26 protein-coding genes, 1 other RNA gene and 1 pseudogene are annotated in these 26,875 nt (G+C 71.7%); 13 read left to right on the forward strand and 15 right to left on the reverse strand.

Going from position 1 to position 26,875, the window contains the following annotated elements; translation table 11 throughout:
* Positions 1–229: pseudogene (locus AUL35_RS04290) on the reverse strand (NADH pyrophosphatase); the annotation flags it as partial.
* 14 nt (positions 230–243) lie between these two features.
* Positions 244–672, reverse strand: coding sequence for an HIT family protein (locus AUL35_RS04295; protein WP_062012358.1), 429 nt, complete (start codon positions 670–672; stop codon positions 244–246).
* Between the two features lie 30 nt (positions 673–702).
* Between AUL35_RS04295 and ffs the strand changes: the two genes are divergently transcribed.
* The 5 genes from ffs to AUL35_RS04320 all read left to right on the forward strand — a co-directional run bounded on the left by ffs (position 703) and on the right by AUL35_RS04320 (position 4,622).
* An RNA gene (ffs, locus tag AUL35_RS04300) (signal recognition particle sRNA small type) lies at positions 703–799 on the forward strand.
* A 176-nt stretch (positions 800–975) separates the two neighbouring features.
* Positions 976–3,120 (forward strand): DNA polymerase III subunit gamma/tau, encoded by a 2,145-nt coding sequence (locus AUL35_RS04305; protein ID WP_062012359.1) that lies wholly within the window; start codon positions 976–978, stop codon positions 3,118–3,120.
* A 12-nt stretch (positions 3,121–3,132) separates the two neighbouring features.
* Complete coding sequence (locus AUL35_RS04310) at positions 3,133–3,456, forward strand: YbaB/EbfC family nucleoid-associated protein (RefSeq protein WP_062012361.1); 324 nt, start codon at positions 3,133–3,135, stop codon at positions 3,454–3,456.
* A gap of 11 nt (positions 3,457–3,467) precedes the next feature.
* Positions 3,468–4,073, forward strand: coding sequence for a recombination mediator RecR (gene recR / locus AUL35_RS04315; RefSeq protein WP_062012363.1), 606 nt, complete (start codon positions 3,468–3,470; stop codon positions 4,071–4,073).
* Between the two features lie 78 nt (positions 4,074–4,151).
* Positions 4,152–4,622: a hypothetical protein gene (locus AUL35_RS04320; RefSeq protein ID WP_062012366.1), complete on the forward strand. Its 471-nt coding sequence runs from the start codon at positions 4,152–4,154 to the stop codon at positions 4,620–4,622.
* Positions 4,623–4,626: 4 nt separating this feature from the next.
* On the opposite strand, the gene AUL35_RS04325 is transcribed toward AUL35_RS04320, so the two are convergent.
* The 6 genes from AUL35_RS04325 to AUL35_RS04350 all read right to left on the reverse strand — a co-directional run bounded on the left by AUL35_RS04325 (position 4,627) and on the right by AUL35_RS04350 (position 10,771).
* Entirely contained in the window at positions 4,627–5,310 is a 684-nt protein-coding gene (locus AUL35_RS04325; protein WP_062012412.1) for a hypothetical protein, read from the reverse strand.
* A gap of 45 nt (positions 5,311–5,355) precedes the next feature.
* The gene (locus tag AUL35_RS04330; RefSeq protein ID WP_062012368.1) at positions 5,356–6,831 is read right to left on the reverse strand and encodes a YdiU family protein; all 1,476 of its coding nucleotides are present in this window, start codon (positions 6,829–6,831) and stop codon (positions 5,356–5,358) included.
* Positions 6,832–6,985: 154 nt separating this feature from the next.
* Entirely contained in the window at positions 6,986–7,402 is a 417-nt protein-coding gene (locus tag AUL35_RS04335; protein ID WP_062012370.1) for a hypothetical protein, read from the reverse strand.
* Positions 7,403–7,462: 60 nt separating this feature from the next.
* On the reverse strand, positions 7,463–8,569 hold the full coding sequence (locus AUL35_RS04340; RefSeq protein WP_062012372.1) for an HlyD family secretion protein: 1,107 nt from the start codon (positions 8,567–8,569) through the stop codon (positions 7,463–7,465).
* Positions 8,570–8,601: 32 nt separating this feature from the next.
* Positions 8,602–10,200, reverse strand: coding sequence for an MFS transporter (locus AUL35_RS04345; protein ID WP_062012414.1), 1,599 nt, complete (start codon positions 10,198–10,200; stop codon positions 8,602–8,604).
* Between the two features lie 115 nt (positions 10,201–10,315).
* Entirely contained in the window at positions 10,316–10,771 is a 456-nt protein-coding gene (locus AUL35_RS04350) for a MarR family winged helix-turn-helix transcriptional regulator (RefSeq protein WP_062012374.1), read from the reverse strand.
* A gap of 150 nt (positions 10,772–10,921) precedes the next feature.
* Here AUL35_RS04350 and AUL35_RS04355 point away from each other — a divergent pair, with 150 nt between their 5' ends.
* On the forward strand, positions 10,922–11,197 hold the full coding sequence (locus AUL35_RS04355; RefSeq protein ID WP_202814256.1) for a SelT/SelW/SelH family protein: 276 nt from the start codon (positions 10,922–10,924) through the stop codon (positions 11,195–11,197).
* A gap of 6 nt (positions 11,198–11,203) precedes the next feature.
* Here AUL35_RS04355 and AUL35_RS04360 read toward each other — a convergent pair whose 3' ends face one another.
* The 7 genes from AUL35_RS04360 to AUL35_RS04390 all read right to left on the reverse strand — a co-directional run bounded on the left by AUL35_RS04360 (position 11,204) and on the right by AUL35_RS04390 (position 19,419).
* On the reverse strand, positions 11,204–12,313 hold the full coding sequence (locus AUL35_RS04360) for a siderophore-interacting protein (protein ID WP_062012378.1): 1,110 nt from the start codon (positions 12,311–12,313) through the stop codon (positions 11,204–11,206).
* 115 nt (positions 12,314–12,428) lie between these two features.
* On the reverse strand, positions 12,429–13,943 hold the full coding sequence (locus tag AUL35_RS04365) for a tripartite tricarboxylate transporter permease (RefSeq protein WP_062012380.1): 1,515 nt from the start codon (positions 13,941–13,943) through the stop codon (positions 12,429–12,431).
* A 13-nt stretch (positions 13,944–13,956) separates the two neighbouring features.
* A complete protein-coding gene (locus AUL35_RS04370) occupies positions 13,957–14,496 on the reverse strand; it encodes a tripartite tricarboxylate transporter TctB family protein (RefSeq protein ID WP_192847042.1) in 540 nt (179 codons plus the stop codon).
* A 107-nt stretch (positions 14,497–14,603) separates the two neighbouring features.
* On the reverse strand, positions 14,604–15,605 hold the full coding sequence (locus tag AUL35_RS04375) for a tripartite tricarboxylate transporter substrate binding protein (RefSeq protein ID WP_062012385.1): 1,002 nt from the start codon (positions 15,603–15,605) through the stop codon (positions 14,604–14,606).
* A 108-nt stretch (positions 15,606–15,713) separates the two neighbouring features.
* The gene (locus AUL35_RS04380) at positions 15,714–17,432 is read right to left on the reverse strand and encodes a dihydroxyacetone kinase family protein (RefSeq protein ID WP_062012387.1); all 1,719 of its coding nucleotides are present in this window, start codon (positions 17,430–17,432) and stop codon (positions 15,714–15,716) included.
* Positions 17,429–18,328 carry a sugar phosphate isomerase/epimerase gene (locus AUL35_RS04385; RefSeq protein ID WP_082666102.1) on the reverse strand — a complete coding sequence of 300 codons (900 nt, stop codon included), beginning with the start codon at positions 18,326–18,328 and terminating at the stop codon, positions 17,429–17,431. Before AUL35_RS04385 ends, AUL35_RS04380 begins: the two co-directional genes overlap by 4 nt.
* A 53-nt stretch (positions 18,329–18,381) precedes the next feature.
* The gene (locus AUL35_RS04390; protein ID WP_062012391.1) at positions 18,382–19,419 is read right to left on the reverse strand and encodes a 4-hydroxythreonine-4-phosphate dehydrogenase PdxA; all 1,038 of its coding nucleotides are present in this window, start codon (positions 19,417–19,419) and stop codon (positions 18,382–18,384) included.
* Positions 19,420–19,586: 167 nt separating this feature from the next.
* On the opposite strand from AUL35_RS04390, the gene AUL35_RS04395 reads away from it, so the two are divergent.
* The 7 genes from AUL35_RS04395 (at position 19,587) to AUL35_RS04425 (ending at position 26,869) form a co-directional block, all read left to right on the forward strand.
* Entirely contained in the window at positions 19,587–20,258 is a 672-nt protein-coding gene (locus tag AUL35_RS04395; protein ID WP_062012393.1) for a GntR family transcriptional regulator, read from the forward strand.
* A gap of 161 nt (positions 20,259–20,419) precedes the next feature.
* Positions 20,420–21,730: an MFS transporter gene (locus AUL35_RS04400; RefSeq protein ID WP_062012395.1), complete on the forward strand. Its 1,311-nt coding sequence runs from the start codon at positions 20,420–20,422 to the stop codon at positions 21,728–21,730.
* A complete protein-coding gene (locus AUL35_RS04405) occupies positions 21,727–22,680 on the forward strand; it encodes an amidohydrolase (protein ID WP_062012397.1) in 954 nt (317 codons plus the stop codon). The genes AUL35_RS04400 and AUL35_RS04405 overlap by 4 nt, the downstream gene beginning before the upstream one ends.
* Positions 22,677–24,083: a hypothetical protein gene (locus AUL35_RS04410; protein ID WP_062012399.1), complete on the forward strand. Its 1,407-nt coding sequence runs from the start codon at positions 22,677–22,679 to the stop codon at positions 24,081–24,083. The genes AUL35_RS04405 and AUL35_RS04410 overlap by 4 nt, the downstream gene beginning before the upstream one ends.
* On the forward strand, positions 24,083–25,396 hold the full coding sequence (gene otnK, locus AUL35_RS04415; RefSeq protein WP_062012401.1) for a 3-oxo-tetronate kinase: 1,314 nt from the start codon (positions 24,083–24,085) through the stop codon (positions 25,394–25,396). Before AUL35_RS04410 ends, otnK begins: the two co-directional genes overlap by 1 nt.
* A complete protein-coding gene (locus tag AUL35_RS04420) occupies positions 25,393–26,067 on the forward strand; it encodes an aldolase (protein WP_062012404.1) in 675 nt (224 codons plus the stop codon). The genes otnK and AUL35_RS04420 overlap by 4 nt, the downstream gene beginning before the upstream one ends.
* Positions 26,068–26,104: 37 nt before the next feature.
* Complete coding sequence (locus tag AUL35_RS04425) at positions 26,105–26,869, forward strand: hydroxypyruvate isomerase family protein (RefSeq protein WP_062012410.1); 765 nt, start codon at positions 26,105–26,107, stop codon at positions 26,867–26,869.
* Positions 26,870–26,875: the final 6 nt, after the last annotated feature.

A 26,875-nucleotide genomic window follows, 5' to 3' on the forward strand; every position in this document is an offset into this window, starting at 1 on the left:
CGCCCGCCCAGCGCGGCGCGCCCTCGCCGGTATGGCCGAGAAGCACGCGCTCCCCGGTTTCGGCCTCATCGAGCCCGAACAGGGGGGCGCCGTCGCGCAGGTGCCAGGCGCCGTCCGCGTCGCGCAGCATGACGCGCGCGCGCTCGTCGCGCCCCGCCGCCTCCACGTGCTCGGGGTTGCGCTTCTCGCCGTCGCGCACGAGGCGGTTGCCGCTATATCCAAGGCGCATGGTGGGGTGTCCGCTCACGACAGCTGTTTCAGGAGGCGGGCGGCGAACGCCTCGGCCTCGTCGTCGTTCCAGGGCTCGCGCTGCCCGAAGCCCCAGACGGGGCCGGGCCAGTTCGGGTCGCCCTCCCGCCGCGCCACGACGTGGAGGTGGAACTGGCGCACCGCGTTGCCGAGCGTCGCGACGTTCGTCTTGGGCGCGCCCGACACGGCCCGCAGCGCGTCCGCGACGCGCGCCGCCTCCTCCACGAGACGCGCGCGCTCCCCCGGCGAAAAATCGGTGATCTCTACGACCCCCGCCCGGCGCGGCACGAGGATCGTCCAGGGCCAGCGCCGGTCGTTCATGAGGAGGAGGCGGCAAAACCCGAGGTCGGCGAGGAGCCGCGTATCGGCCTGAAGCCTTGCGTCCAGCTCGAAGGAGCCGGGCGAGAGGGAAGCGTCTTGCATTCGGAAGCGGTCTCGCCGATATGAGAGTTGGGAGGTTGGTGGTGGACGAGCCGCTCGCCAACCGGGTCAGGTCCGGAAGGAAGCAGCCCCAACGAATCCGGCACGGGTCATCGTGCCAGCCTCCCACCCTCCTTAATCCTCGCCACGCAGCCTGTGTAGCCGGATCGCTCCGGCGGCAAGGCGGGCGCGTGGCGTTCGTGTCCGAGTCGCGGCTGTTCAAGCCGGCCGCAAGGCTCTAGGGTCCGACCGCTGCCGTCGGCGGATCTCCGCCTCCATTCCTGGGACCTCTTCATCTCCGACCTGATGGCCGATCCAACGGACACCGCCGCCCAGCCCGGCACGCCCTACCGCGTCCTTGCCCGCAAGTATCGCCCGCGCTCCTTCCGCGACCTCGTCGGCCAGGAGCCGATGGTGCGCACGCTGACCAACGCCTTCGAGGCGAACCGCATCGCGCAGGCCTGGATGCTGACCGGCGTGCGGGGCGTGGGCAAGACCACCACCGCCCGCATCCTGGCGCGCGCCCTGAACTACCAGACCGACACGGTGGACCGGCCGACGATCGACATGCTGGACGCGGGCGTCCACGACCAGGCGATCATGGAGGGGCGGCACGTCGACGTCGTGGAGATGGACGCCGCCTCCCATACCGGCATCGACGACATCCGCGAGATCATCGCGCAGGTGCGCTACCGCCCGGTCTCGGCGCGCTATAAGGTCTACATCATCGACGAGGTCCACATGCTCTCGACGCAGGCCTTCAACGGCCTGCTGAAGACGCTGGAGGAGCCGCCCGAGCACGTGAAGTTCGTGTTCGCCACCACCGAGATCCGCAAGGTTCCCATCACCGTCCTGTCGCGCTGCCAGCGCTTCGACCTGCGCCGCGTCGATCCCGCCGCGATGATCGGGCACCTGCGCAACGTGCTGGGCCAGGAGGGGATCGAGGCGGAAGACGATGCGCTGCGCATCCTCGCGCGCGCCTCGGAAGGCTCCGTGCGCGACGCGCTCTCGCTGACCGACCAGGCGATCGCTCACGGGGCGGGCCGGGTCGGCACGCAGACCGTGCGCGACATGCTGGGCCTGGCCGACCGCGCGCGCGTCGTCCAGCTCTTCGAGCTCGTGATGCGCGGCGACGGCTCGGGCGCGCTGCGCGAATTCTCCGAGCAGTACCGCGCGGGCGCCGATCCGGTGGTGGTGCTGCAGGACCTGGCCGACTTCACCCATCTCGTGACCTCGCTGCGCTTCGTGCCCGAGACGGCCGGCGACGCCTCGCTTTCGCCGGACGAGGTGGAGCGGGGCCGCGATTTCGCCGCGCGTCTTTCGGTGAAGGCGCTGTCGGAGGTCTGGCAGATGCTGCTTCGCGCGATCGGCGAGGCGCGCGAGGCCGCCTCGCCGCGCCAGGCGACCGAGATGGCGCTGATCCGCATCAGCTACGCCGCGACGCTGCCGGGCCCCGACGAACTCGTGCGCCTTCTCCAGGGCGCGGCGCCGGGCGGCGTCGCAGCGCCGTTGCCACCGGTGTCCGCCCCCGCTCCGGCTCCCGCCGCGCCCCAGCCCGCGAGGTCGGCGGAGACCAGCCGCCCTTTTGACGTCGCCGCGGCCGGGCCGCGTCCCGAGCCGCCGCGCCCCGCGCCGGTGCCCGCCGCGCCTCCCGCTCCCCGACCCGCCGCGGCGGAGATCGAGGACCCAGCCCCGCCGCCGGCCGCGAAGCCCGCGCCCGCGGCCGTGCCGGCGAAGCCTGCGCCGACGCCAGCGGTGGTGACGCCCGCTGCCGAGCCCGCGCCGGCCCTGCGTGTCGAGCCCGTTCGCGCCGAGGCTGCCCGCCCGTCGCCGGTTTCCGTAGGGTTGGCGGAGCGTATGCAGGCCGCGCCGAGCGCCGCGCCCGGCCAGCGCTCCGTGCCCCAGCTGGCCGAGGCGGACCTTCCGCGCACGCTGGAAGCGGTGGAGGCGCTGACCGTCGAGCGGCGCGACTCGCACCTGCGCGCCCGGCTGCGCCGCTACATGCGCCCGGTGCATGTGGAGGCGGGCGTGATCCGCTTCGAGCCGGCTCCCGGCGCCCCGCCGACGCTCGCCGCCGACCTGCAGAAGCGGCTCCTGGAATGGACCGGCCGCCGCTGGGTGGTGGACACGGTGGAGGGGGGCGGGGCGCCGACGCTGGACGAGGCGGCGGCCGAGCGCCGCGCCCGACTGATCCGCGAGGCCGAGGGCGACCCCGATGTCGCCGCGCTTCTGGCCGCGCTCCCCGGCGCCTTCGTGCGGGAGGTGCGCCTGCGCGGCGAGCCGGCGCCCGAGGAGGCCGTGCCGGACGATGTCGAGGCGCTGCCCCCGCTCGCCGAAGAGGGCGGCGAGCACGGCCTGCCGGAACTCATCGACGCCGATCCCGCTGATAGGGACTATGGCGAGGAATCCGTCCTGTTCGACCAGGACGCCCAACCCGACGAAGACGACTGAAAGGAGCGCCCGATGAAGGACCTCATGGGAATGATGAAGCAGGCCAAGGCCATGCAGGAGAAGATGCAGGGTCTGCAGGCCGAGATCGCCGAGGTGACCGAGACCGGCCAGTCCGGTGGCGGCCTCGTCAAGGTCACGCTGAAGGGCACGGGCGAGATGGTGGGCGTCCAGATCGGCCCGAGCCTCCTAAAGGACGGCGAGGGCGACATCCTGGAGGACCTCGTGGTCGCCGCCCACGCCGAGGCCAAGCGCCGCCTCGACGCCACGATCGGGGAGAAGACGCAGGCCCTCACCGCCGGCCTCCCGCTTCCTCCCGGCATGAAGCTGCCGTTCTAGGAGCTTCCGTCGTGGCCAAGCCCATCGCGGGCCCCGAGATCGAGCGGCTGATCCAGCTGCTCGCGCGCCTGCCGGGCCTCGGGCCCCGCTCGGCGCGCCGCGCCGCGCTGCAGCTCGTGAAGCGGCGCGAGCAGCTTCTGCGTCCGCTCGCCGAGGCGATGACGGTGGCGGCCGAGGAGGTGCGCCTCTGCTCCAACTGCGGCAACATCGACACGCGCGACCCCTGCACGATCTGCACCGACCCGAACCGCGACACGGCGGTGGTGGTCGTGGTGGAGGACGTGTCGGACCTCTGGGCGCTGGAGCGGGCCAAGGCGCTCAACGCGCGCTACCATGTGCTGGGCGGCGTCCTGTCGCCGCTCGACGGCATCGGGCCGGACGACCTGACCGTCGCCCGCCTCGTGGAGCGCGTGGCGGAAGGGGGCATCGAGGAACTGGTGATCGCGGTGAACGCCACGGTCGAGGGCCAGACCACGGCCCACTACATCATCGACCAGCTGGCCGACATGCCGGTGCGCATCACGCGTCTCGCGCACGGCGTGCCGGTGGGGGGCGAGCTCGACTATCTCGACGAGGGCACGCTGCTCGCCGCCATGCGCACGCGAACGCGCATCTAGAGTCCCGGCGCGGAAACCGCCGGGCCGTCGCCGCGTTGACCCTTCCGCAAGGGATGGCACAGACGGGGAAACACGACGATGCGGCATGCCCACCTCGCGCCGGCGCTCGCGCTCGGCATGGCTCTTCTCGGCCACGCGCCGGCCGAGGCGAAGACCTACACCAACCCCACCTTCGGCACCTCGGCGAGCTTTCCCGAGGCGGCCTTTCCGCAGGCCGACCCCGCGCCGCCGGGCGGGGAGGGCGGCGTGTGGCGCTCGCCGGATGGGGCGGAACTCGTGATCTACGCCTTTCCGAACGAAAAGGCCTACGATCCCGCGCGCCTCGTCGAGTGGCGGCGCACGGTGGACCGCGTGACCTACCAGAAGCGCGGTCGCAACTGGGCGGTGGTGTCGGGCTACCGGCCGGACGGGCGGATCTTCTACGAGCGCTACATCTTCCGGGGAGACCTGATCCACTCGGTCTCGATCCGCTACCCCGAAACCCTGCGCGATCCCTACGACGACCTCGTCGGCCCGGTCGCGCACTCGCTGCGCGCGCCCGCGCGCTGACGCGTCAACCTTCCGGGCCCGTCCACAGGAGCGCCCGTTCCTCCGCCTCGCGCATGCGCACGACCCGGCGCACGAAGCGGGCGATGTCGGGGACGCCCGGCGAGACGGCGAGCTCCACCACGCGCTCGCCCCTGGCGCGCTTTGCGCGCCAGCGGGCATAGGGGTAGTCCTCGATCGAAAGGAACGTGTCCGCCCCGCGCGGGGCGGGATAGCGCGCCGTGAAGCCCGTGTTGATGGGGGCCAGCGTGATGCGGTCGCGATAGGCCTCGATCAGGGGTGCCGTCGCCACCTCGATCACGTCGTGCTCGTCGCCCCGGTAGGGCCGAGCCTCCAGAAGGCGCAGGAGACGCTTGCGCGACAGCGACAGGAAGGCGCGCTCGTTGAGAAGCCGGTACCAGGCTTCCGGCGTCATGCCGTCCTCGAGGCATGTCTCGAGGCCCTTGTCGCTCATGGGCTTCTGGTCGCGCACGGTGGCCTCACCGAGATCGGGATGCTCGAGCCGCACCCCTTCCGGCCGCCGTCGCGCGAGGATCGCCTCGCGCCGCTCGCCCCGGACGTCGAAGAGATCGAGAAGGGCGCGGGTGCCGAGAAGCCCGTGGCGCCGGATCAGCGGCCAGGAGCCGCGTGCCGCCATGTGGTAGAGCGTCGGGCAGTCGCGCGTCAGCTCCTGAAGTTCCTCGTCCGTCATGCCGCGCACGCCCCTCTCTGGATCAGCGCAACGCGGCAGGCGCCCTCAGGTGCCGCAGAAGGTGCGGTAGTCGCGCCAGTCGGCGGGCGGTTCGTCGGCGAGATGCGCGAGATCGGCGGGCGGATCGTCGAAGGGGCGGGCGAGTGCCCGCTCCAGCGCCGAGAAGGGCGCCATGTCGCCCCGATGGGCGGCGGCCAGCGCCTCCTCAACGCGATGGTTGCGCGGGATCACGGCGGGGCTCGCACGGCGCATCAGCGCGCGCCGCTCGGCCGGGTCGACCTGCGGCTCGCGCGCGAGGCGCTGATGCCAGCGTTCGGCGAAGGCGTCGAAGCGCGTCGGGTCGATGAAGAGCGAGCGCGCCGGCTCGGCCTCGCCGGTCACCGCGTCGGCGAGACGGCGGAACAGGAGCGTGTGGTCCGCCCCGTTCTCGGCCATCGCCTTCAAGAGATCGTCGGCGAGCGCGCGGTCGCCCTCCTCTTCGGTGAGGAGGCCGAGCTTGCGGCGCATTCCGGCAAGGTGGGCGTCGAGGAAGCGCGCGGCGAAGCCGTCCAGCGCCTCTTCCGCCAGCGCGATCGCCTTCGCCTCCTCGTCGGCGAGAAGCGGCAGCAAGGCTTCGGCAAGCCGCGTCAGGTTCCACAAGGCGATGCCGGGCTGGTTGCGGAAGGCGTACCGGCCCATCCGGTCGATCGAGGAGAAGACGGCCTCCGGGTCGGCGCGGTCCAGAAAGGCGCAGGGGCCGTAGTCGATCGTCTCGCCCGAGACGGTCATGTTGTCGGTGTTCATGACCCCGTGGACGAAGCCGACCAGCATCCAGCGCGCGACGAGATCGGCCTGGCGCGCGATCACCCCCTCGAGAAAGGCGAGCGCCGGGTTTCCGGCGCGCTCCGCCTCCGGGTCGTGGCGGCGGATCGCAAAGCGCAGGAGCTCGGTCAGCCCCTCGCGGTCGCCGCGCGCGGCGAAGAACTGGAACGAGCCGACGCGGATGTGGCTTGCGGCGACGCGCGTCAGCACCGCGCCCGGCAGCGGCAGCTCGCGGTAGACCTCGGCGCCGGTGAGGACCGCGGCCAGCGCGCGCGTCGTCGGGATGCCGAGCGCGTGCATCGCCTCCGAGACGAGGTACTCGCGCAACACCGGACCGAGCGCGGCGAAGCCGTCGCCCCCGCGCGAGAAGCGGGTCGGCCCCGCGCCCTTCAGCTGGATGTCGCGCCGGCGCCCGGAGCGATCCACCACCTCGCCGAGCAGCAGCGCGCGACCGTCGCCCAGGCGCGGCACGAAGTTGCCGAACTGGTGGCCGGCATAGGCGGCGGCGAGCGGCTCGGCCCCCTCGGGCACGCTGGCGCCCGCCAGCGCCGCGACGCCCTCGGGCGCCGCCAGGGCGTCGGCGTCGAGTCCCAGTTCCACCGCAAGCGTGCGGTTGAGGCGCAGGAGCGCGGGTGCCGGTGCGCCGAAGGGCCGAGCCGGCTCGAAGAAGCCGGCGGGCAGGCGCGCGAAGCTGTTCTGGAACGGGAAGAGGGCGGTCACGGCGGATCTTTCGCTCGGGCGAAGCGGGAGGGGCGCCGGCGCGCGGATGCGGCGGCGGCCGAAGCGTCGGGTCGACCCTGACATGGGTTCGCCCCGCGCCCGTGGCAACCGCCCCGGGCGGGCGGCAAACAGGGAGCCGCGACCGGACCTTCCCCTAGAAGTCGCCGAGCGAGAGCTGCCCGTCGGGGCGGGGCTTGGGCGGCGGGGCGACGGCAAGGCCACGGCGTCGCCGCGGGGGGCGCGTCATGCGCTCCATCGCCTTGTCGCGCGAGACCTGCTCGGGGGCCGACGGGTCGTCGGTCAGCCACTTGCCGCGCTTCACCACCTCGTTCACCCGGCCCTGGTTGACGCCGAGCTTGAAGGCGATCTCCTGCTGCGTCATGCGCGTTGCGCCATGCAGCTCCAGGATGCGGCGGGCGAGCTCGGGCGTCATCTTGCGGCCGGTGACGCGGCGCGCAGGCGCCAGCGAGCGCTTGGCCTTGTCGCGCTTGCGCAACTCGCCCAGCACCTCCAGCGCCGCCTCGTTGCCGCTCTGGCGCAGGGCCTCCTCGAATTCCTTGATCGTCGTCACGAGCCGCGACCTTTCCCACAGGAACAATCAGCGAACTATGTGGACGAAGCCGTCGTGCGATCAAGGGGTTGCGGAGGCGCTGTCCACAGGTGGCTGCTGCGTGCCTGTGGATGCCGCGGTAGTGGAGCCCTCCGACGCCGTGTCGATGCTCACCACCACCGAGAGGCCGGGCGAGAGGTCCTCGACGCCCGCCTGACCCGCGTCGATCGCGATGCGCACCGGGACGCGCTGGGCGACCTTGGTGAAGTTGCCGGTGGCGTTGTCGGGCCGCAGCACGGCGAATTCCGAGCCGGTGGCCGGGGCAAAGCGCTCGATCCGGCCGGTCATGCGCCGCCCCTTCAGCGCGTCCACCGTGAAGGACACGGGCTGGCCAACCTCCATGCCGGGCAGCTGCGTTTCTTTGAAGTTCGCCACCACCCAGACCTGGTTCGGCACGAGGCTGGTGAGCTGCGTGCCGGCCTGGACGTACTGGCCGAGCCGCACGCCGACCTCGCCCAGGCGCCCGGCCTTGGGCGCCACGACCCGCGTGTTGGAGAGATCGATCTCGGCGAGCTTCACGGCGGCCTCGGCGCCCTCCACCGCCGCCTCCAGCGACTGGCGCTGGACGATCACGGTCTGGAGGTCCTGGCGCGAGACCTCGGCCGAGGCCTTGGCCTGGTCGAGGGCGGCCGCCGCCTGGTCGCGGGTGCGCGTGGCGACGTCGAAGTCGCTGCCGGGCACGTAGCCCTGGCGGGCGAGCGGCTGGACGCGCTCGAAGTTGGCCTGCGCGGTGTCGGAGGCGGACTGGGCGCTGGCGATGGCGGCCTCGGCGGCCTTGACGCGCGCCTCGGCGGCGCGGCGCTGCTGGGCGGCGTTCTCGAGGGCGGCCCGCTGCGCGTCGAGCGTCGCGCGCGCCTGGGCGAGCTTCTGCTGGAAGATGCGGTCGTCGATCTGGGCGATCACCTGCCCCTGCGCGACCTCCTCGTAGTCCTGGACGTCGACCGCCGCGATGTATCCGGCGAGCTGGGGAGCGATGATCGTCACCTGGCCGCGCACATAGGCGTCGTTGGTGACCTCCACGCTGGTCGCGAAGGGCGGCAGGCGCCAGGCGTAGAGCACGAGCGCGACGCCGGCACAGCCGACGAGAAGGGCGACGAAGGTGGCAAAGGAGCTGAAGAGCTTGCGCATGGGTGTGCCGGGATGAGGGGAAGCGGACGGGATCAGGCGGCGGGGGCGGCGGCGGCGGGCGCGGCAAGGCGCGCGCGCACGCCCCGCCAGGCGACGTGGAGGAGAAGGACGCTCAGCCCGAAGAGCGAGAGGCAGCCGATCACGAAGAAGGCGTCGTTATAGGCGAGGACGTTGCTCTCGCGGGTCGCGATGACGCCGAGCTGCGCGACGCCCTCGGCCTGCCGCAGCGCCGGGTCGAGCAGCGTTCGGGCGTAGGCCGCGCCCTGCTGGGTGATGCGGGCGGCGACCACGGGATCCGACAGGACGATGTTCTCGGCGAGCTGCGAGGAGTGGAACTTCTCGCGGATCGTCACGAAGGTGCGGAACAGGGCCGAGCCGAGCGCGCCGCCGAGCGACTGCGTGGTGAGGAAGATGATCAGGAAGGACAGGATGTAGTTCATGCCCCGGCTCATGGCGGACAGGAAGCCGATCGACATGGCGGGAGGCAGGAACAAGGTTCCGGCCGCCGAGATCAGTCCCTGGCTGAGATACATCTGCTCGGGCCGCGTCAGCTGGGTCGCCTGCGAGTCGAGAAACGAGCCGATGGCGAGCAGGGCCAGCGCGACCGCGTGGATCGCGGGCTCGCGGCCGGGCTTCATGACCGCCGCGCAGACGAGGCCGGCCAGGAGCCCCGAGCCGAGCATCACGAGATAAAGAACCGTCATCTGCTCGTTGCGAAGGCCGAGCACCTGGAAGAAGCCGCTCGCCCCGCTCGTCTGCTCCGAGAGAAGCAGGCGGAACAGGAACAGCACGCCCGCGAAATGGAGGATCTGCGGCGACAGGATCCAGCGCAGGTCGATCAGGGGATTGGTGCGGTTCAGCTCGATCACGGCGGCGACCGTGAGGCTGGCGAGGCCGACAGCGAGCATCCAGCCGAGCCAGTCCACCTCCAGCCACCAGTAGAAGGCGCCGAGCGTCAGCGCGACCGCGAGCGAGCCGAGGCCGATCGCGATGAAGACGTAGCTGACGAGGTCCATCGGCTCGATGACCTGCGTCTTGGGCGGCGAGTTGAGCGGCAGGAGGTTGATGAAGCCGAAGCTGATCATGGCGAGCGCCGTCTCGAGCAGGAACAGGCCGTTCCAGTCGCCGATGTCGAGGAGCGAGGGCGAGACGAGGCGCGCGATCGAGGGGGCGATCGCGATGTTGGTGAGCGCGAAGGACAGGCCCATCGTCATCTTGCGCTCGGGCGGGAAGCTTTCCAGCATGTAGAGGAAGGCGAGCGAAGACATGGGGCTGGCCGCCACGCCGGCGAAGAAGCGCACCACCACGGCGGACTGGATGTCAGCGACGAAGAGATGGAGCGCCGCCACCACCACGAAGAGCGCGATCGCGGCCTTCGCGAAGGCGCGCAGGCCGAACTGGGCGCGCATCTTGGTCAGGAACAGGGTCAGGCTGACATTGGGCGCGAGATAGGCGGCGACCAGCCAGGTCGTCTCGTTGGTGGTGGCGCCGAGCGGCCCCTGGATCTGGTAGAGGTTGGCCGAAACGAGGTTGAGCCCGAGCCCCTGCGTCTGGGCGATCACGGTCGAGGCCAGGATGTAGAGCGCGGCCATGAGGGGGGGCTTGCGCACGTAGGGCGCGGGCGCTGGCATGGGCGCGCCGCGCCACCAGGGCTGCGCGGGAAGCGGCGGACCCTCGGTCGGCAGCGTGTCGCCGGGCGCCGGGCCGCCGAGCGCGGCGCGCGGCCCTTCCGGCAGGGAACGATCCTCAGCGCGCATCGCGGCAGACCTCGTCGAGGCGGTGGCAAACGGTTCTCAGAACGCCGAGCGCGACCTCGAGGTCCCGTTCCGGCACATCAGCCAAGATATCGCTCCGAAGCTCGGTGGCGATGCGCGACACTTCGTTCGCCTCCGCGACGCCGTGGGGCGTCAGCGCGACATGCCGCGCGCGCCGGTCGCCCGGCACCTCGATGCGCTCCACGAGGCCGAGACGGACCATGCCGTCGAGCAGGCGCACGAGCGTCGCGCTTTCCAGCACCATCTCGGCGGCGAGCTCGGTCTGCGTGCGAAGACGCCCGTCGCTGAGGATCCGCAGCGCCCGCGCCCGTCCGAAGGTCAGGCCTCGCTGCGAGACGCGGCTGTCGAAGGCCGTGCGCAGGCGACGGCCCGCCTGCGCGAGCGTGTCGGCGAAGGCGGCATGGGTTTCGGAGCGGTTCGAGGACATGGCGGCGCCGTTTAAGATAGGGTGCTTAAGATAAGCTTGCATGATTTATAGTGGGCGAGGCCGCGTTGCAACCGCACGGCGCGGTTGCCAAGGGCGGCCGGGCGGGTTCAGGATCGAATCCCGTTTCCCGCCCGGAAGGTGTGCCCGCCCTTGTCCTCGCCCCGCGTCGTGATCCGCTACTGCACGCAATGCGGCTGGCTGCTGCGCTCCGCCTGGCTCGCGCAGGAGCTCCTCCACACGTTCGGCACGGATCTCGGCGAGGTGGCACTGGAGCCGGGAACCGGCGGCGTCTTCGAGGTGCGCTACGAGGGCGAGGTGATCTGGGAGCGCGTGGCCGACGAGGGCTTTCCCGAGGCTAAGGTGCTGAAGCGGCGCGTACGCGACCGGCTCGACCCGGACCGGTCGCTCGGGCACTCGGACCGGTAGGAGGCCTCAGTCGGTCGGCAGAGGCTCGTTGCCGGCAGAGCCCCGCCGCCAGTAGCTCGCGACGAGATGGCGCTCGCGCGGCCAGCGGCGCTGGACGCGCAGATGGGTCCGCATGGCGCGAAAATCGGCGAACTCGCCCGCCGCCCAGACGAAGGCCCGCTCGCCCAGCGCCTCGAGATCGCAGGCGCGCAGCGCCTCGGGCAGGAGCCCGGCGGTTCCCGCCGGCCGGCCGCCGCGATGGAGCCAGCGCGTCTCGATGCCGGGGCGCTCGGGAAGGGGCAGCTCGTCGGCCGGCCCGTCGACCTCGACGGCGGCGCGGGCGGGAATGCCCTGCGGCAGCATTTCCAGGATGCGCGCGATGGCGGGCAGCGCCGTCTCGTCGCCGAACAGGAAGAGCGGGCGGTCGAGCGGTGCCTCGCCGCCGCCGGGACCGGTCATGCCGACGCGCTCGCCGGGCCTTGCGCCGAGCGCGAAGGCGGAGCCCGGCGTCCGGTCGCCCTCGTGGACCACGATGTCGACGTCCACCCAGCCGGCCGCCGCGTCCATGCGGCGGATCGTGTAGACGCGCGTTTCCAGCCGGTCCTCGTCGCACGGCCAGCGGATACGGCCGTCCTCGCGCAGGTGCGGCCAGACCGGCGCGCGCCCCTCCGGCGGAAACAGGAGGCGGACATGGAGGCCGTTCACGGCGAAGCGCGCGAGATCCTCGCCCTCAAGGCGGATGCGGCGCATGCGCGGCGCCAGCCAGATCGCCGAGACCACCCGCATCTCGCGAAAGAAGGGCGGAACGCGCACGTCCGCCTCGTCGCCCTCCCAGCGGATCGCCGGGGCGGCGTCGCCCAGGAATTGCGCGACGGTCTCGGCCAGGCCCATCTTCACGTAGGCGAGGTTCACCGCGTCGCTCGCCTCCGCGCGGGCCTCCATGAGGTCCGGCGCCACCGCTTCCAGGACGGTGCGACCGAACGCGGTCTCGATGCGCCCGTGACGGCCCGAGGCTTCCACCGGGCCGAACTCGGCATAAAGGCGGCAGGCGTGCGCGATCAGCGCGGCCGGATCGGCGAGGCGAAAGCGCGTGGTCGCCGAGAGCGCGGTAGGCTCCGATGTCGCGGGATGATCCATGCCGGCAGGCGCTCCCATGCCGGGCGGGGCCCGGTTTCGGGCGAAGGATTAGAGAAAGCTGACCGGTGACGTCAACAATCCTCGGGCGCCCGCGAAGGGCGCCCGAGACCTTGGATCAGCGGGCCGCCGCCGTTCCGAGCCGGCGCGAGAGCGCGAGGCCCGAGGACACCAACGGCCAGGCGAGAAGCAGCACCGCCAGCGCGATCAGGGTCGTGACGAGCCCGTTCGACCAGAAGATCGACAAGGAGCCGTTCGACAGGATCATGGACTGGCGGAAGGCGTCCTCCGCCTTGTCGCCCAGCACCATCGCGAGAACGAAGGGCGCGATCGGGTAGTCCAGCCGCTTGAACACGTAGCCGACGATTCCGAACGCAACGGCCAGCCATACGTCGAAGCTCGATCCCGCCACCGTGTAGGCGCCGATCAGGCAGACCACGATGATGATCGGGGCGATGATCGCGAACGGGATGCGCAGGATCGAGGCGAAGATCGGGACGGTGGCGAGCACCAGCACCACGGCGATGATGTTGGACAGGTACATGGAGGCGATGAGACCCCAGACGAAGTCCGGCTGCTCGGTGAAGAGGAGGGGGCCGGGCTGAAGGCCCCAGATCATCAGGCCGCCCATCATCACGGCGGCGGTCGCCGAACCCGGCACGCCGAGCGCCAGCATCGGCAGGAGCGCCGAGGTGCCGGCCGAATGGTCGGCGGTCTCGGGCGCGACGACGCCCTCCGGCTCGCCCTTGCCGAAGTTGTGGCCGAATTTTCCGAAGCGTCGGCCGATGCCGTAGCTCATGAACGAGGCCGCCGTCGGCCCGCCCGGCGTGATGCCCATCCACACGCCGATGACGGCCGAGCGCAGGAAGGTCGCCCAGTAGGTCGGCAGGCGCCGGATCGCGACCCAGATCTCGCGCGGCTCGATGCGCGAGGAGACGCCGCGGAACTTCAGCTCCTCCTGCACGGTGAGCAGGAGCTCGCCGATGCCGAACAGGCCGATCACCGCCACGAGGAACGAGATGCCGCGCAGAAGGTCGGGCAGGCCGAAGGTCAGGCGCAGCTCGCCCGAGACCGTGTCCATGCCGACCGTCCCGAGCGCAAGGCCGGTCAGGAGCGACACGGCGGTCTTCATCGGGTCGGCGCCGCCGAGGCCGATGAAGGAGCAGAAGGCGAGGAGGTAGATCGCGAAGAACTCAGGGGACGAGAAGCGCAGCGCGAACTCGGCGATCTGGCCGGCGAGAAGCGTGATCACGAGGATGCCGACGAGCGCGCCGAGGCCCGCTGAGAAGAAGGCCGTCGACAGCGCTTCCGTGGCACGCCCCGCGCGCGCCATGGGATAGCCGTCGAAGGTCGTGGCGACCGACGAGGGCTCGCCCGGAATGTTGAAGAGGATCGAGGTGGTCGAGCCGCCGAACAGCGCCCCCCAGTACATGGAGGACAAGAGGATGATCGCCGAGACCGGGTCCATCGTGAAGGTGAGTGGCAGGAGCAGCGTCACGCCGTTGGGCGCGCCCAGGCCCGGCAGGACGCCCACCAGGATGCCGAGGAGCACGCCCACCACGATGATGGCGACGTGGTAGAACGAAAAGGCGATCGTGAAGCCGTGAAAGAGCTGCGCGAAGTCTGCGGCCATGGGAGCGCTCCTTCTATTCGAGGCCGAGAAGGGGGAGGACGACGCCCTTCTCGAGCGGCACCTGGAACCAGATTTCGAAGATCAGGTAGAAGGCGACCATCACGGCAACCGAGATGAGCGTTCCTTTCCAGATGGGCACCTGGCCCAGCGCGCGCATGGAGAAGACGAGAAACAGGACCGAGCCGAGGTAGAGGCCGAGCCAGGGGAGGAGCGCCGCCGCGACGGCGGTCGGCACGAACATCAGCGCGATCCGGTTCAGGGCGCCGGGCTCGAAGAAGCGGTGGTCGAAGGCGGCCACCGTCTCGGTCGCGTGCGAGGGATCGCTCGCGGCGGTCTCGGCGGGACGGCGCTGGCGGTCGATCATCGCGTAGCGGACCGCGATGGCGAGGCCCAGCACGACGATCAGGACGCCGATGCGGAACGGGAAGTACCCGGCCGCCGGGCCTCCTTCCTGCCAGCCGATGCCGTTCTCGAGGCTTCCGACGATCGCGACGGTGCCGAGCGCGGCGAGAACGAGACCCGTGCCCACTTCCATGTGACGGCGTGTCAGCATGTGCATTGACCCTTCGGGAAAGCTGGCGGAAGACGAGGGGCGCCCCCGCCTCGGCGGGAGCGGAAGGGGCGCGCGCCGCGCGCCCCTGGCGGTGGATCGATCGCGCCTTACTGCGCGACCAGCCACCCATCCTTCTCGAACTGCGTGCGCAGGGCCGCCTCGTTCTGCTTCATGTAGTCCTGAAGCTCCTGGCCGGCCATGAAGCGGCCGGTCTGCGAGGTGGTCTTGATGTAGCTCTGGAATTCCGGCGTCTCGGACGCCTTCTTCAGCATGTCGGCGTAGTAGCTGATCGCTTCGGGATCGACCTTGGCGGGGGCGAAGACGATGCGCGGCTGCTGGTAGCGCTCGATGCCCAGACCCTGCTCCTTGCAGGTCGGGATGTCGCTCCAGGCCATGGTGTCGGTCACCTTGGTGGTGTCGGGCAGGCGGTCCGGCGACATGACGCAGAGCGGGCGCACCTGTCCCGCGCGCCACTGGCCGGTGGTCTCGGACGGGTTGTCGGTGTTGGCGTCGATGTGCTTGCCGGCGAGCTGCGTCGCGACCTCTGCGCCCGACTTGAAGGGCACGTAGGTGAACTGCGCGCCGGTCGCGTTCTCGATCTGGCGCACGAGCGTCTGGTCGGTGTCCTTGGACTGGGAGCCGCCGAAGCGGACCGAGCCCGGCGCCTTCTTGGCGGCGTCCACCAGATCCATGATCGTCTTGTAGGGGGCATCGGGCTGCACCCAGACGATGAACTCGTCCATCGCCATCAGCGCCACGGGGGTCAGGTCGGCCGCCGTGTAGCCCATCTTGGCGACCATGGGCAGGACCCACTGGTTGTTGGTGCCGGTGATGAGCTTGTTCTCGTCGCCGGCATAGCCCTTGGCGTAGATGAACGCCTCGGCGCCCGAGCCGCCGCCCTTGTTGAGGACGACGATGTTGGTCGGGTTGAGGTCGTGCTTCTGGATGGCCGCCTGGATCTGGCGCGAGAACTGGTCGGTGCCGCCGCCGGCGCTGCCGGAGACCACGAGCTCGACGGGCCGCTTGGGCTTGTATTCGGCCTGCGCGGCGGGCGCTGCGGCGATCAGGGCGACAAGCGCGGCGCCGGCAGTGAGAAGTCGGTTCGTCATGAAGTCATCCTCCCTTGGATGGTTGAGACCGGGCGGCGCCGCCGCTCGGGGATCGGAATTTCGCCGGGTCCGCTCCTCCTCGAGCGAACCCAGAAATCATGGGTGCCCCTAGCGCGACGGAGCCCGCAGGCGCCCGGCAAGGCGCTGCGCGATCATGGCGAGCGACACGGCGCCCGCATCGGGATGGCCGACGGAGCGGCTGGCGAGCGGGCGGGCGCGCCCGAGGCGCGGCGTCATGGGGGCGGTCGCCTCGGCCGCGCGGGTCGCGGCGTCGGCCGCCTGTTCCCAAGCCTCGGCCAGGGACCGGCCGCCCTCGATCGCGCCGGCCAGCGTCTCGGCGAAGGGCACGAGCGCATCCACCAGCGTCTTGTCGCCGGGGCGCGCACGCCCGAGGCGCATGACGCGGTCCACGGCTTCGCGCACGCCGGCGGCGACCATCGCGTCGCTCACGGCCTCATCGTCCGACAGCCTGTCGCTCCAGCCGCGCAGGAGAAGGCCCCAGATCGCGCCGGACGTGCCGCCCGCGCGATCGGCCCAGGCGTCTGCGGCGGTCGCCAGAAGCGTTCTCGCGCCCGCGCCCCGACGGGCCGTGGCTTCCGCCGCCTCGAGCGCGGCGGCCGAGCCCCGGCGCATGCCTTGGCCATGGTCGCCGTCGCCGGCAAAGGCGTCGATGCGGCCGAGCTCCTCCTCGGCTTCCACCAGCAGCGCGGCGGTGTCGCGCAGCATGTCGAGGATGCAGGCGGCGCTCCGGCGCGAGGCGTCGGAGGCCGGCGGGACCGCCGGCGCGGGATCGGCCTCGTTGCCGACAAGGGCCGCGGGGCGCGAGGGAGCGGCCGCGCCGCGCCGCAGGAAGGGCGTGTCGCAAGGGGCGAGCCAGAGCGGCTCCAGCTCGTCGTCGAGAAAGCCGAGCGTCAGCGAGCAGCCGGCCATGTCGAGGCTGGTGACGAGCTCGCCCGCCTCGGGCCGCACCAGCGTGACGCCGGCCGCCTTGAGACGGTCCTCGACATGCGTCCAGAGAACGAAGAGCTCCTCGTACTTGGTGGAGCCGAGGCCGTTGAGGATGGCGCAGGCGCGCCGGTTCCAACCGTCCGGCGCCTCGGGCAGGAGCTTGTCGACGAGCAGCGCGGCCAGCTCGCTCGCGCCCATGGCATCGACCTCGTCGACGCCCGGCTCGCCGTGGATGCCGAGACCGACGCCGATGCGGCCCTTGGGCACCGTGAACAGGGGCTCGCGCGCGCCCGGCAGCGTGCAGCCGGAGAAGGCGACGCCGAACGAGGCGGTGCGCCGGTTGGCGTGGGCCGCGAGGCGCATGACCTCGTCGATCGCGTCGCCGCGCTCGGCCGACGCGCCCGCGATCTTGAACACCACGACGTCGCCGGCGACGCCCCGGCGCTTCTCCTGCTCGGACGCGTCCGCGCTCGCGACATCGTCGGTGACGGCGAGGATGCGCGCGTCGATGCCCTCTCCCCGCAGCCGCTCGGCCGCCGCGCCGAAGTTCAGGACGTCGCCGGCATAGTTGCCGAAGCCGAGCACGACGCCCATGCCGCGATGGGCGAGCCGCCCGATACGCGCCACGGCCTGCGTGGAGGGCGAGGCGAAGACGTCGCCCGCGACCGACGCGTCGGCAAGGCCCGGACCCACAAACCCGAGAAAGGCGGGGTAGTGGCCCGAACCGCCGCCGATCACGAGCGCGACCTTTTGCTCGCGCGTCTCGGCGGAGCGCAGCGCGCCGCCGTTCACGCGCTGCACGTGGTCAGAGTAGAGGCGGCAGAAGCCGTCGAGGGCCGTTGCGGCGAACTGGTCCGGTGCGTCGAAGATGCGGGTCATCGCGAGGTCGCCAGGGCGGTGGACAGGATGCGGCGCAGGTACCGCTGGTTCGCGGCGCAGACGCTGAGGCCGTCGCCGCCGTAGTGCTCGAGCAGGAAGGCCGAGCGGAAGCCGTGCGAGAGCGCCAGGCGAACCGCCTCGCGATAGTTGATGACGCCGCTTTCCATGGGCGCGGGCGAGGACATCACCACGCCCGTGGAGCTGTCCTCGAGGCGCAGGTAGTTCTTGGCGTGCCAGTAGCCGGCAAAGGGCGCCAGCTTCTCCATCATCGCCTGCGGATGCTCGACCGGGCGATGCAGGCGCACGAGGTTGCCGATGTCGCAGTTGAGCTTGACGTTCGGCAGGTCCACCTCGGTGCAGAAGCGCACCGCGCTCTCCGCCGTGCCGAGATAGGTGTCCTCGTACATCTCGAGCGCGACCTCGATCCCGAGCTCCGCGCCGTGCCTGCCGAGCTCGCGGATGCGCTCCACGGCTTTCGCCCAGGTCGCCGGCTCGTCGGGGTTGACGACGCCGGGCACGGTCCAGAACCACAAGGCGCGCTGTTGCTCGGGCGAGAGCGGCCCGAAGAAGCCGAAGGACACGGCGGTGGCGCCGATGCGCGCCGCCGTGTCGATCAGGCGATGGCCGTAGGCGAGATACGCGTCGCCATGTTCGGGGTCGATCACCGAGCGGCGCGCGGTCGAGATCGCGGGAACGCCGAGGCCGAGCGAGCGGGCGACCGCCATGAACTCGTCGAGGCGCGCGGGTTCGAGGTCGGCGAGGCGGATCCAGCTATCGGTCGGGTCGACGTGATGGAAGCCGGCGGCGCGGACTTCGCCCAGCGCCACGGCCCATTCCTCGGCGCTCTGGTCCTGCACGGTGCGCCCGTCACCGAGCGCGTTGCGGCGGTGAATCATGGCCGAGGCGATCGGCCAGGTCTCCGCCGTCCAGGGATAGGCGACCACGTGGCTTACTCGGCGGCCTGGGCGAAGCGCCCGCGCTGCCGGGCCATGCGGATGGCCAGGCGCAGCGCCTCGCGCGTCGCGCCGACATCGGCGATGCCGCGGCCCGCGATGTCGTAGGCCGTGCCGTGGGCCGGCGTGCAGAGCGGGAAGGGCAGGCCGCCCATCATGGTCACGCCCTTGTCGAAGCCCATCATCTTCATCGCGATCTGGCCCTGGTCGTGATACATGGTCAGGACCGCGTGCCACCCTTCCTTCAGGGCGCGCAGGAAGACCGTGTCGGAGGGGAAGGGGCCTTCGACGTTCAGGCCGCGCCGCTTGGCTTCCGCCACCGCCGGCTCGATGATCTCGATTTCCTCCATGCCGAAGGAGCCGCCATCGCCCGCGTGCGGGTTGAGGCCGGCAACGAGGATGCGCGGGTTCTCGATGCCCGATTCGGCGAGGCAGCGCAGCGTCAGGTCCATCTCGGCCAGGATCGCGTCCACCGAGAGGTGCTGCGAGACCTCCTTCAGCGGCACGTGCGAGGTGACGCGCGCGTTCCAAATCTGGGGCAGGACGTTGAACTCGCGCACCTTGCCGCGAAAGCCCGTGACGTCGGCGACGAAGCGGATCTCGTCGTCGTAGCCCTCGTAGGCGTAGCGCATGGCCTTCTTGTTGAAGGGCGTGAAGGTGACGGCGTCGGCCTCGCCGCGATGAGCCATCAGGAGCGCCTCGCGGAAGTTGTGGGTCGCAAAACGCCCGCCGGCCGGCGTCGCCTCGCCGCGATCCACCTCTTCTGGCGCGAGATTGCCGAGATCCACAAGGACGTTGCCCGGGCGCGAAAGCGCCTCGGCCGGGGTCTTCACGGTGTCGATGTCGAGCGTGACGCCGGCGTCGCGCGCGCCGCCGTCCAAGATGCGTCGGTCGCCGAACACCACGATGCGGGCGTCGTCGCGCGCTTCCGGCAGATCCAGGAACTTGGCGGTGAGTTCGGGGCTGACGCCGGCCGGGTCGCCCATGGCGAGGGCGATGACAGGCTTGGCGGACGCGGTGCTCGGGATCGTCATGATCCGTCTCTCCCTCAGATCTGCGATCCCCGACGACTAGGCGATCTTTTTGCTTGTCTCAAGTCTTTTGTGTTGTGTATGCAAAATTCCACGTGGTGCGGCGCGGCGACCGGCGATACCTTCCCTGTGGGAGGGCGCCGAGGGCGCCAAGCAGCGGAGAGCGTTCCATGAGCGAGACCCTGACGGCGAACGCGGGCGACCGGATCAGCCGCCTGTCGCTGCACGAGATGATCGTCGGCCGGCTACGCGACATGATCATCGAGGGCGAGCTCGCGCCCGGCACGCGGCTGCACGAGGTGCAGCTCGGCGAGCGGCTCGGCATCTCGCGCACGCCGTTGCGCGAGGCCATCAAGTATCTGGCGAGCGAAGGGCTGGTGGAGCTGATCCCCTCGCGCGGCGCCACCGTGAAGCGCTTCGAGCCGAAGGACGTGCGCGACATGCTGCGCGTCATCCGCCAGCTGGAGATGCTGGCGGGCGAGCTGGCCTGCGAGGCGGCGAGCGACGAGGGCATCGCCCATGTGCGCTCGCTGCACGACGAGATGGTGCGCTGCTTCGAGCGGCGCGACCGCCTCAGCTACTACAAGCTCAACCAGGCCATCCACACCGCGATCGTGGAGCTCAGCGACAACGCGACGCTGGCGGCCATGCAGGCGCGCCTGCAGATGCGCCTCAAGCGCATCCGCTTCATCGGCCACGAGGGCGAGGAGAACTGGACGGCGGCCGTCGCCGAACACGAGGCGATGATCGCCGCGCTCGAGGCGCGCGACGGCCCGCGCCTCGCCGCCGTTCTCGGCCGGCACCTCGCGAACGCCTGGGAGCGCGTCGAGCGGTTCGTTTAAGCCCCGGCGGCGTGCCCGGGCCGTCGCCCGGTGCCCGCCGAGGTTCGAGGGGGCGCCCAAGGTCCGAAAGGGCGGGGCGTCCGATGGAGGGGCGGGGTTCCGTGCGAGCCGCGCCCGAACGGGTCCGCCGTTTCAGGCGGCGGGCCGGGAGGAGCTTTCCCATGACCCTGTCCCAGACGGGCGCCCCGACGAAGGTCGCGCGCCCCACGCCGCCGCATGCCCCTGGAGAGGCGCCAACCGGACAGCGCTGGCGCGTCCTCGCCCTTCTGTTCGGCATCTCGGTGCTGAACGGCGTCGACCGTATCGCGCTCGCCGTCGGCCTGCCGGTGATCGGGCAGGAGTTCCAGCTCTCGCCGGCCGTGCAGGGCATCGTCCTGTCGAGCTTCTTCTGGACCTACTGCCTGTTCCAGGTGCCGGGCGGCTGGGCCGTCGACCGCTTCGGCGCGCGGCGCGTCTTGAGCCTCGGCGCGGGCCTCTGGGGTCTGTTCCAGGCGCTCGCCTCGCTGGCGGTCGGCGGCGTCAGCCTGATCCTGACGCGTCTCGGGCTCGGCCTCTTCGAGGCGCCCATGATGCCGTCCGCCTCGAAGTTCACCGCCGCCTGGTTTCCCGAGCGCGAGCGCTCGCGCTCCATCACCCTGATCGACGCCGGCGCGCCGATCGGCTCGGCGATCGGCGGCCTCGTGCTCGCCGAACTCATCGCGCTCTTCTCGTCCTGGCGCATCGCCTTCTTCGTGGTGGGCGCCGTCACGATCGCCTATGCCGTCTTCCTCTACCTGCGCCTGCGCTCGCGGCCCGACGAGGATCCGCGCGTCAACGCCGCCGAGCGGGCGCTGATCAGCGCGCGGGCCCAGCCCGAAGCCATCGCCGAGCCCGTGCGGCACATGTCGCGCCGCACGTTCGCGGCCATGATCGTCGGGCGCATCGGCTGGACCATGATCTTCTTCGGCCTCGCGACCTGGGGTCCGAATTACCTCGCGCAGGCGCGCGGCTTCGACCTCAAGTCCATGGGCTATGCGACCTTCGCGATTTTCATGGCGGGCGGCCTCGGCGCGATCGTCTCAGGCGCGCTCGCCGACTGGCTGCAGCGGAAGCTGCCGCGCGACTGGGCCTTCAAGATCCTGTTCGGCGTGTCGGGCCTCGTGGTGCTCGGCGGCCTTCTGCTCCTGCCGCGCGTCAGCGATCCCGTGACGGCCGTGGTGGTCCTGTCGGTGCTCGTGATGTTCCACTTCTTCGGCTCGCTCTACTGGACCATCCCCGCCATGCTCGCCCCGCGCGAGCGGATCGGGGTCGTCGGCGGCGTCATGAACTTCGCGGGCACCTCGTCGGGCATCGCCGCGCCGATCCTGATCGGCTTCCTCGTGCAGTGGACCGGCGGCTTCGACGCCGTGCTCACCTACTTCGCGATCTGCGCGGTCGTGTATCTCGTGGGCTCGCTCCTGATCGACTTCCGCGAGCGGCGGGTGCTTCCATGAGCGCGCGGCTCTACGACGGCCCCGTCATCGACGCCCACCACCATGTCTGGGAGCCCGAACGCGGCACCTATCCCTGGCTGCGGCCGGAAGCGGCGATCCCGTTCCGCTACGGCGACTACACGGCGATCAAGCAGCGCTACCTCCCGCCGGAGTTCCGCGCCGATGCGGCCGGCGTGCCGCTGGCGGCCACGGTCTACATGGAGGCCGAATGGGATCCCGCCGATCCGCTCGGCGAGACGGCTTATGTCCAAGGCGTGGCCGAGCGCTTCGACCTGCCGAACGCCGTCGTGGCGCAGGCCTGGCTCGACCGCGAGGACGCGGCCGAGGTGATCGCCAAGCAGGCCAGCTTTCCCCTGGTCCGCTCCGTGCGTCACAAGCCGGAAGGGGCCAAGTCCCCCCTGGAAGCGCGCGAGGGCGTGCGCACGCTGATGAGCGATGAGCGCTGGCGGCGCGGCTATGCGGAACTTGCCCGCTACAAGCTCCACTTCGACCTCCAGACGCCATGGTGGAACCTCGCCGAGGGCGCCGAGCTCGCCCGCGACTTCCCCGAAACTCTGATCATCGTGAACCACGCGGGCGTGCCGGGCGACCGCGAGCCCGAGACGCTGCGAGGCTGGCGCGCCGGCATGGAGGCGCTGAGCCGGCACGACAACGTCGTGGTGAAGGTATCGGGCATCGGCGAGCGAGACCACCCCTGGACCGTGGAGCGCAACCGCGAGGTGGTCGACACCATCCTCGACCTCTTCGGGGGCGGGCGCGCGATGTTTGGCTCGAACTTCCCGGTGGACGGGCTCTGCGCCTCCTACCGGACGATCTTCGACGGCACCCGCGAGATCGCCTCGACGCGCTCCGCCCGCGATCAGCACGACCTCTTCTTCGAGACCGCGCGCCGCGTCTATCGCCCCCTCAAGGGCGGGGTTCCGCTGGCACGCATGGGAGACACCGCATGAACAGCCATCTCCGCTTCCCGCCGGGCAGCCGCCCCGTCGAGGCCGTACTGGTGGGGGCCGGCGCCTTCGGGCGCTCGCTCCTGGGGCAGGGGCGGCGGATGCCGCTCCTCAACGTTCGCGTGGCCGTCGACGTCTCGGCCGAGCGTGCGGCGGACGCCTTCCGCGCGGTCGGCTGGCCGGAGGGTGAGATCACGCTCTGCCGCAGCGCCGAGGAGGCGCGCGAGGCCTGGGAGGCGGGCCAGGCGGTCGCGTCTGGCCGGCTTGCCGATGTCCTGGAGCTTCCGGTCGACATCGTGGTGGAGGCGAGCGGCCACCCGGAGGCGGGCGCCGCCCACGCCCACGCCGCGATCCTCCACGACAAGCACGTCGCGCTCGTCACCAAGGAAACGGACTCGGTGGTCGGGCCCTGGCTCGCGCACCTCGCGCGCGAGCGGGGACGGCTCGTGACACCGGTCGACGGCGACCAGCCGGCGCTCCTGATCGGCCTCGTGACCTGGGCCGAGACGCTGGGTCTGCCGATCATCGCGGCCGGAAAGTCGAGCGAATACGACTTCGTCTACGATCCCGAGGCCGGCCGCATCGCGAACGAGGCGGCAGGCGACGACGTGCCGGGCTTCGAGGCGCTTTGGACGCTGGGTGATCGGCCGGTCGCGGAGGTGCTCGCCCGGCGCGCCGAGGCTGCCGCAAGGTTGCCCCAGCGCACCGTGCCGGACCTTTGCGAGATGGCGGTGGTGGCCAACGCGACGGGCCTGCGGCCCGACGTGCCGGGCTTCCACGTACCGGTCGCGCGCATCGCGGAGGTAGCCGACGTGTTCTCGGAGACCTCGCGCGGCGGGCTCCTGTCGGGGCGTCGCCGACTCGACGTCTTCAACTGCCTGCGCGAGGCCGACGAGGTGTCGTTCGCCGGCGGCGTCTTCGTGGTGGTGGCCTGCGAGGACGCCGAGACCTGGCCGATCCTCGCCGCCAAGGGCCACACCGTGAGCCGAGACGGGCGGGCGGCCATGCTCTGGCTGCCACGCCACATCCTCGGCCTCGAGGCGCCGATCAGCCTTCTCGACACCGTTCTCAACGCGCGATCCGTGGCGCCCGAGCCCCAGCCCGTCGTGGACCTCGTCGGCCGCGCGATGCGCGAGCTTCCCGCAGGGTCGCTCCTGGAGGCGGTCGGGCATCACCACACGATCGACGGACTGGAGCCGGCGCTGGTCGAGGCCGGGCCGCTCGGGAACGAGGCCCCTGCGCCCTACTACCTCATCTCCGGCCGGCGCCTTCGCCGCGCGGTTGCCAAGGGTGCCTTCGTGACGCTCGGCGATCTTGACCTTGGCGAGGGCTCCGCGATGCTGGAACTGCGCCGGGCACAGGATCGCCACTTCTTCGGCGCGGTCGCGCAAGGGGAGGCAGCCTGATGCATCTCGGGATCATCGGGGACGACGTGACGGGGTCGTCGGATGTTGCGAACACGCTGGCGCGGGGTGGTTTGCGGGTTGTTCAGTACGGGGGCGTGCCGTCGGGTGCGGCGGGTGGGGACGTGGAGGCGGGGGTTGTGGCGCTGAAGTCGCGCACGATCCCCGCCGGCGAGGCGGTGGCGCTGTCGCTTCGGGCGCTGGACTGGCTTCTCGACCAGGGCTGCCGGCAGATCCTGTTCAAGGTGTGCTCGACCTTCGACTCGACAAAGGCCGGCAACATCGGCCCGGTGGCCGAGGCGCTGCGCGCGGCACTGGCGCAGCGTTTGGGAACCAGCGCCCCGGTTCCGGTCTGCCCGGCCTTTCCGCGCGCGGGACGCTCGCTCTACCAGGGGCACCTGTTTGTGGCCGACGCGCTCCTGTCGGAGTCGGGCATGCGCGACCATCCGCTGACACCCATGCGCGATCCCGACATCCGGCGCTGGCTGGGCTACCAGACACAGCTCGGCGTCGGGCACGTGGCGGCGCCCACGGTGTTTGCGGGCGCGGACGCGATCCGCCGGGGCGCGCTGGCGCAGGCGGCGGCGAACCGCCCGCTGGTGGTGGTGGACGCGATCCGCGACGAGGACCTCCACGCGATCGGCGAGGCGGCCGCCGACTGGCCGCTTCTGGTGGGCGGCTCGGGGCTGGCGCTGGGTCTGCCGGACGTGTTGCGCGCCAAGGGGCTGGTGGCGCCCCGGGGCGGAAGCGGCGAGGTCGAGGGAACGGGCGCCTGGACCGGCTCGCGCGGTCGGGCGGCGATCCTGTCGGGCTCGTGCTCGGTGATGACGCGCGCGCAGGTGCAGCGCCACCTGGCCGACGGTGCGCCGGGGCTGGAGGTCTCGGCCGACGAGATCGTGGCCGACGGGGCGGCGGCGGTGGCGCAGGCGCTCGCCTTTGCCGAGGCGCACGCGGACGGACCGGCCGCCCCGCTCGTCTACACCTCGGCCGACCCGGCGGTCGTGGCGCAGGCGCAGGCGCGCTTCGGGCGGGAGCATGCGGCGGGCGCGGTGGAGGGCTTCTTCGCCGAGCTGGCGCGCCGGCTGGTGGCGGGGGGCGTCACGCGCCTCGTGACGGCGGGCGGCGAGACGTCGGGGGCGGTGGTGGAGGGCCTGGGGGTCGAGGCGCTCGCCATCGGCCCCGAGATCGCGCCCGGCGTGCCGGCGGTCAGGGCCATCCGCGACCGGCCGCTCTGGCTGGCGCTCAAGAGCGGCAACTTCGGGGGCGAGCGCTTCTTTGCCGAGGCCCTCGACGTGCTCGGGCGCAACGCCCCGTGAGTGCGACCGTCGACAGCGCGGCCCGCGCCGAGAACGCCGCGCGCGAGGCGGTCTGCCGGCTGGCCGCCTCGCTGTTCGACCGGGGCCTGACGCAAGGGGCGTCCGGCAACGTGTCGGTGCGCCTGCCGGACGGGGGGCTGCTCGTCACCCCGACCGGCCGCTCGCTCGGGCGCCTCGACCCCGCGGGGCTGGCCAAGCTCGACGCGGACGGGCGGCTCGTGTCGGGCGATGCCCCCACCAAGGAGGTGCCGCTGCATGCCGCCTTCTACCGGACGCGCGGGACGGCGGGAGCGGTGGTGCACCTTCACTCGGCCCACGCGGTGGCCTGGTCGACGCTGCCCGAGGTCGACCCCGACGACGCGCTGCCCCCCATCACCCCTTACGCGGTGATGCTGCTCGGGCGCGTCAAGCTCCTGCCCTTCTTCGTGCCGGGCGACCCGGCGACCGGCGAGGCGATCCGGGGCTTGGGCGGCCGGCGCTCGGCGGTGCTGCTCGCCAACCACGGGCCGGTGGTGGCGAGCCGCGACCTCGAGGCGGCCGTGAACGCCATGGAGGAGTTGGAGGCCACCGCGCGCCTGGCGTTGCTCACGCGCGGCCACCATCCGCGCCTTCTGTCGGACGGCGAGGTCGCGCGCGTGGTGGAGCGCTTTGGCGTGGAATGGGACGCGTGACGGGAACACCCGGGCCGGACGCGTGAGGGAGACGAGCATGATCGAGTTCTCGGCCAATCTGGGCTTCCTGTGGAGCGAGCTTGCCTTGCCGGACGCCATCCGGCGCGCCGGGGCGGCGGGCTTTGCGGCGGTGGAGTGCCACTGGCCGTATGAGACCGACGCGGGCGCGGTGGCCGACGCCCTGGCCGAGACCGGCCTGCCGATGCTCTCGCTCAACACGCGGCGCGGTCGGCCGGGCGAGAACGGGCTGGCGGCGCTGCCCGGGCGCGAGGGCGAGGCGCGCGAGGCCATCGCGCAAGCGTTCGCGTACGGGGCGCGGATCGGGGCGCGCTTCGTCCACGTCATGGCGGGCGCCGCGCGCGGGCAGGCGGGGGCCGAGGCGACGTTCCTGGCCAACCTCGCCTATGCGGCGGACCTGGCGCGCGACAACGGCATGGGCGTTCTGGTCGAGCCGCTGAACCGGCGCGACGCGCCCGGCTACCTTCATGCCACGGTGGAGGAGGCGGCCGCGCTCGTGCGCCGGCTCGCTCGCCCCGAGGTCCGGATCCTGTTCGACTGCTACCACCAGCAGATCATGGGCGGCGACCTCGTCGCGCGCTTGGCCGCGCACAAGGACCTCGTCGGCCACGTCCAGTTCGCCGCCGTGCCCTCGCGCGCCGAGCCGGATCAGGGGGAAGTCAACTACCGTTGGCTCCTGCCCGCCCTCCAGGACGCCGGATACAAAGGACCCTTCGGCGCCGAGTACAGGCCAGGGAGAGCAACCGATGAGGGGCTGGGGTGGATGGAGAAAATCAAAGGCTGAGTGGAC

Origin of the sequence: Aureimonas sp. AU4 (assembly GCF_001463765.1) — a bacterium.
Taxonomy (GTDB): domain Bacteria; phylum Pseudomonadota; class Alphaproteobacteria; order Rhizobiales; family Rhizobiaceae; genus Aureimonas.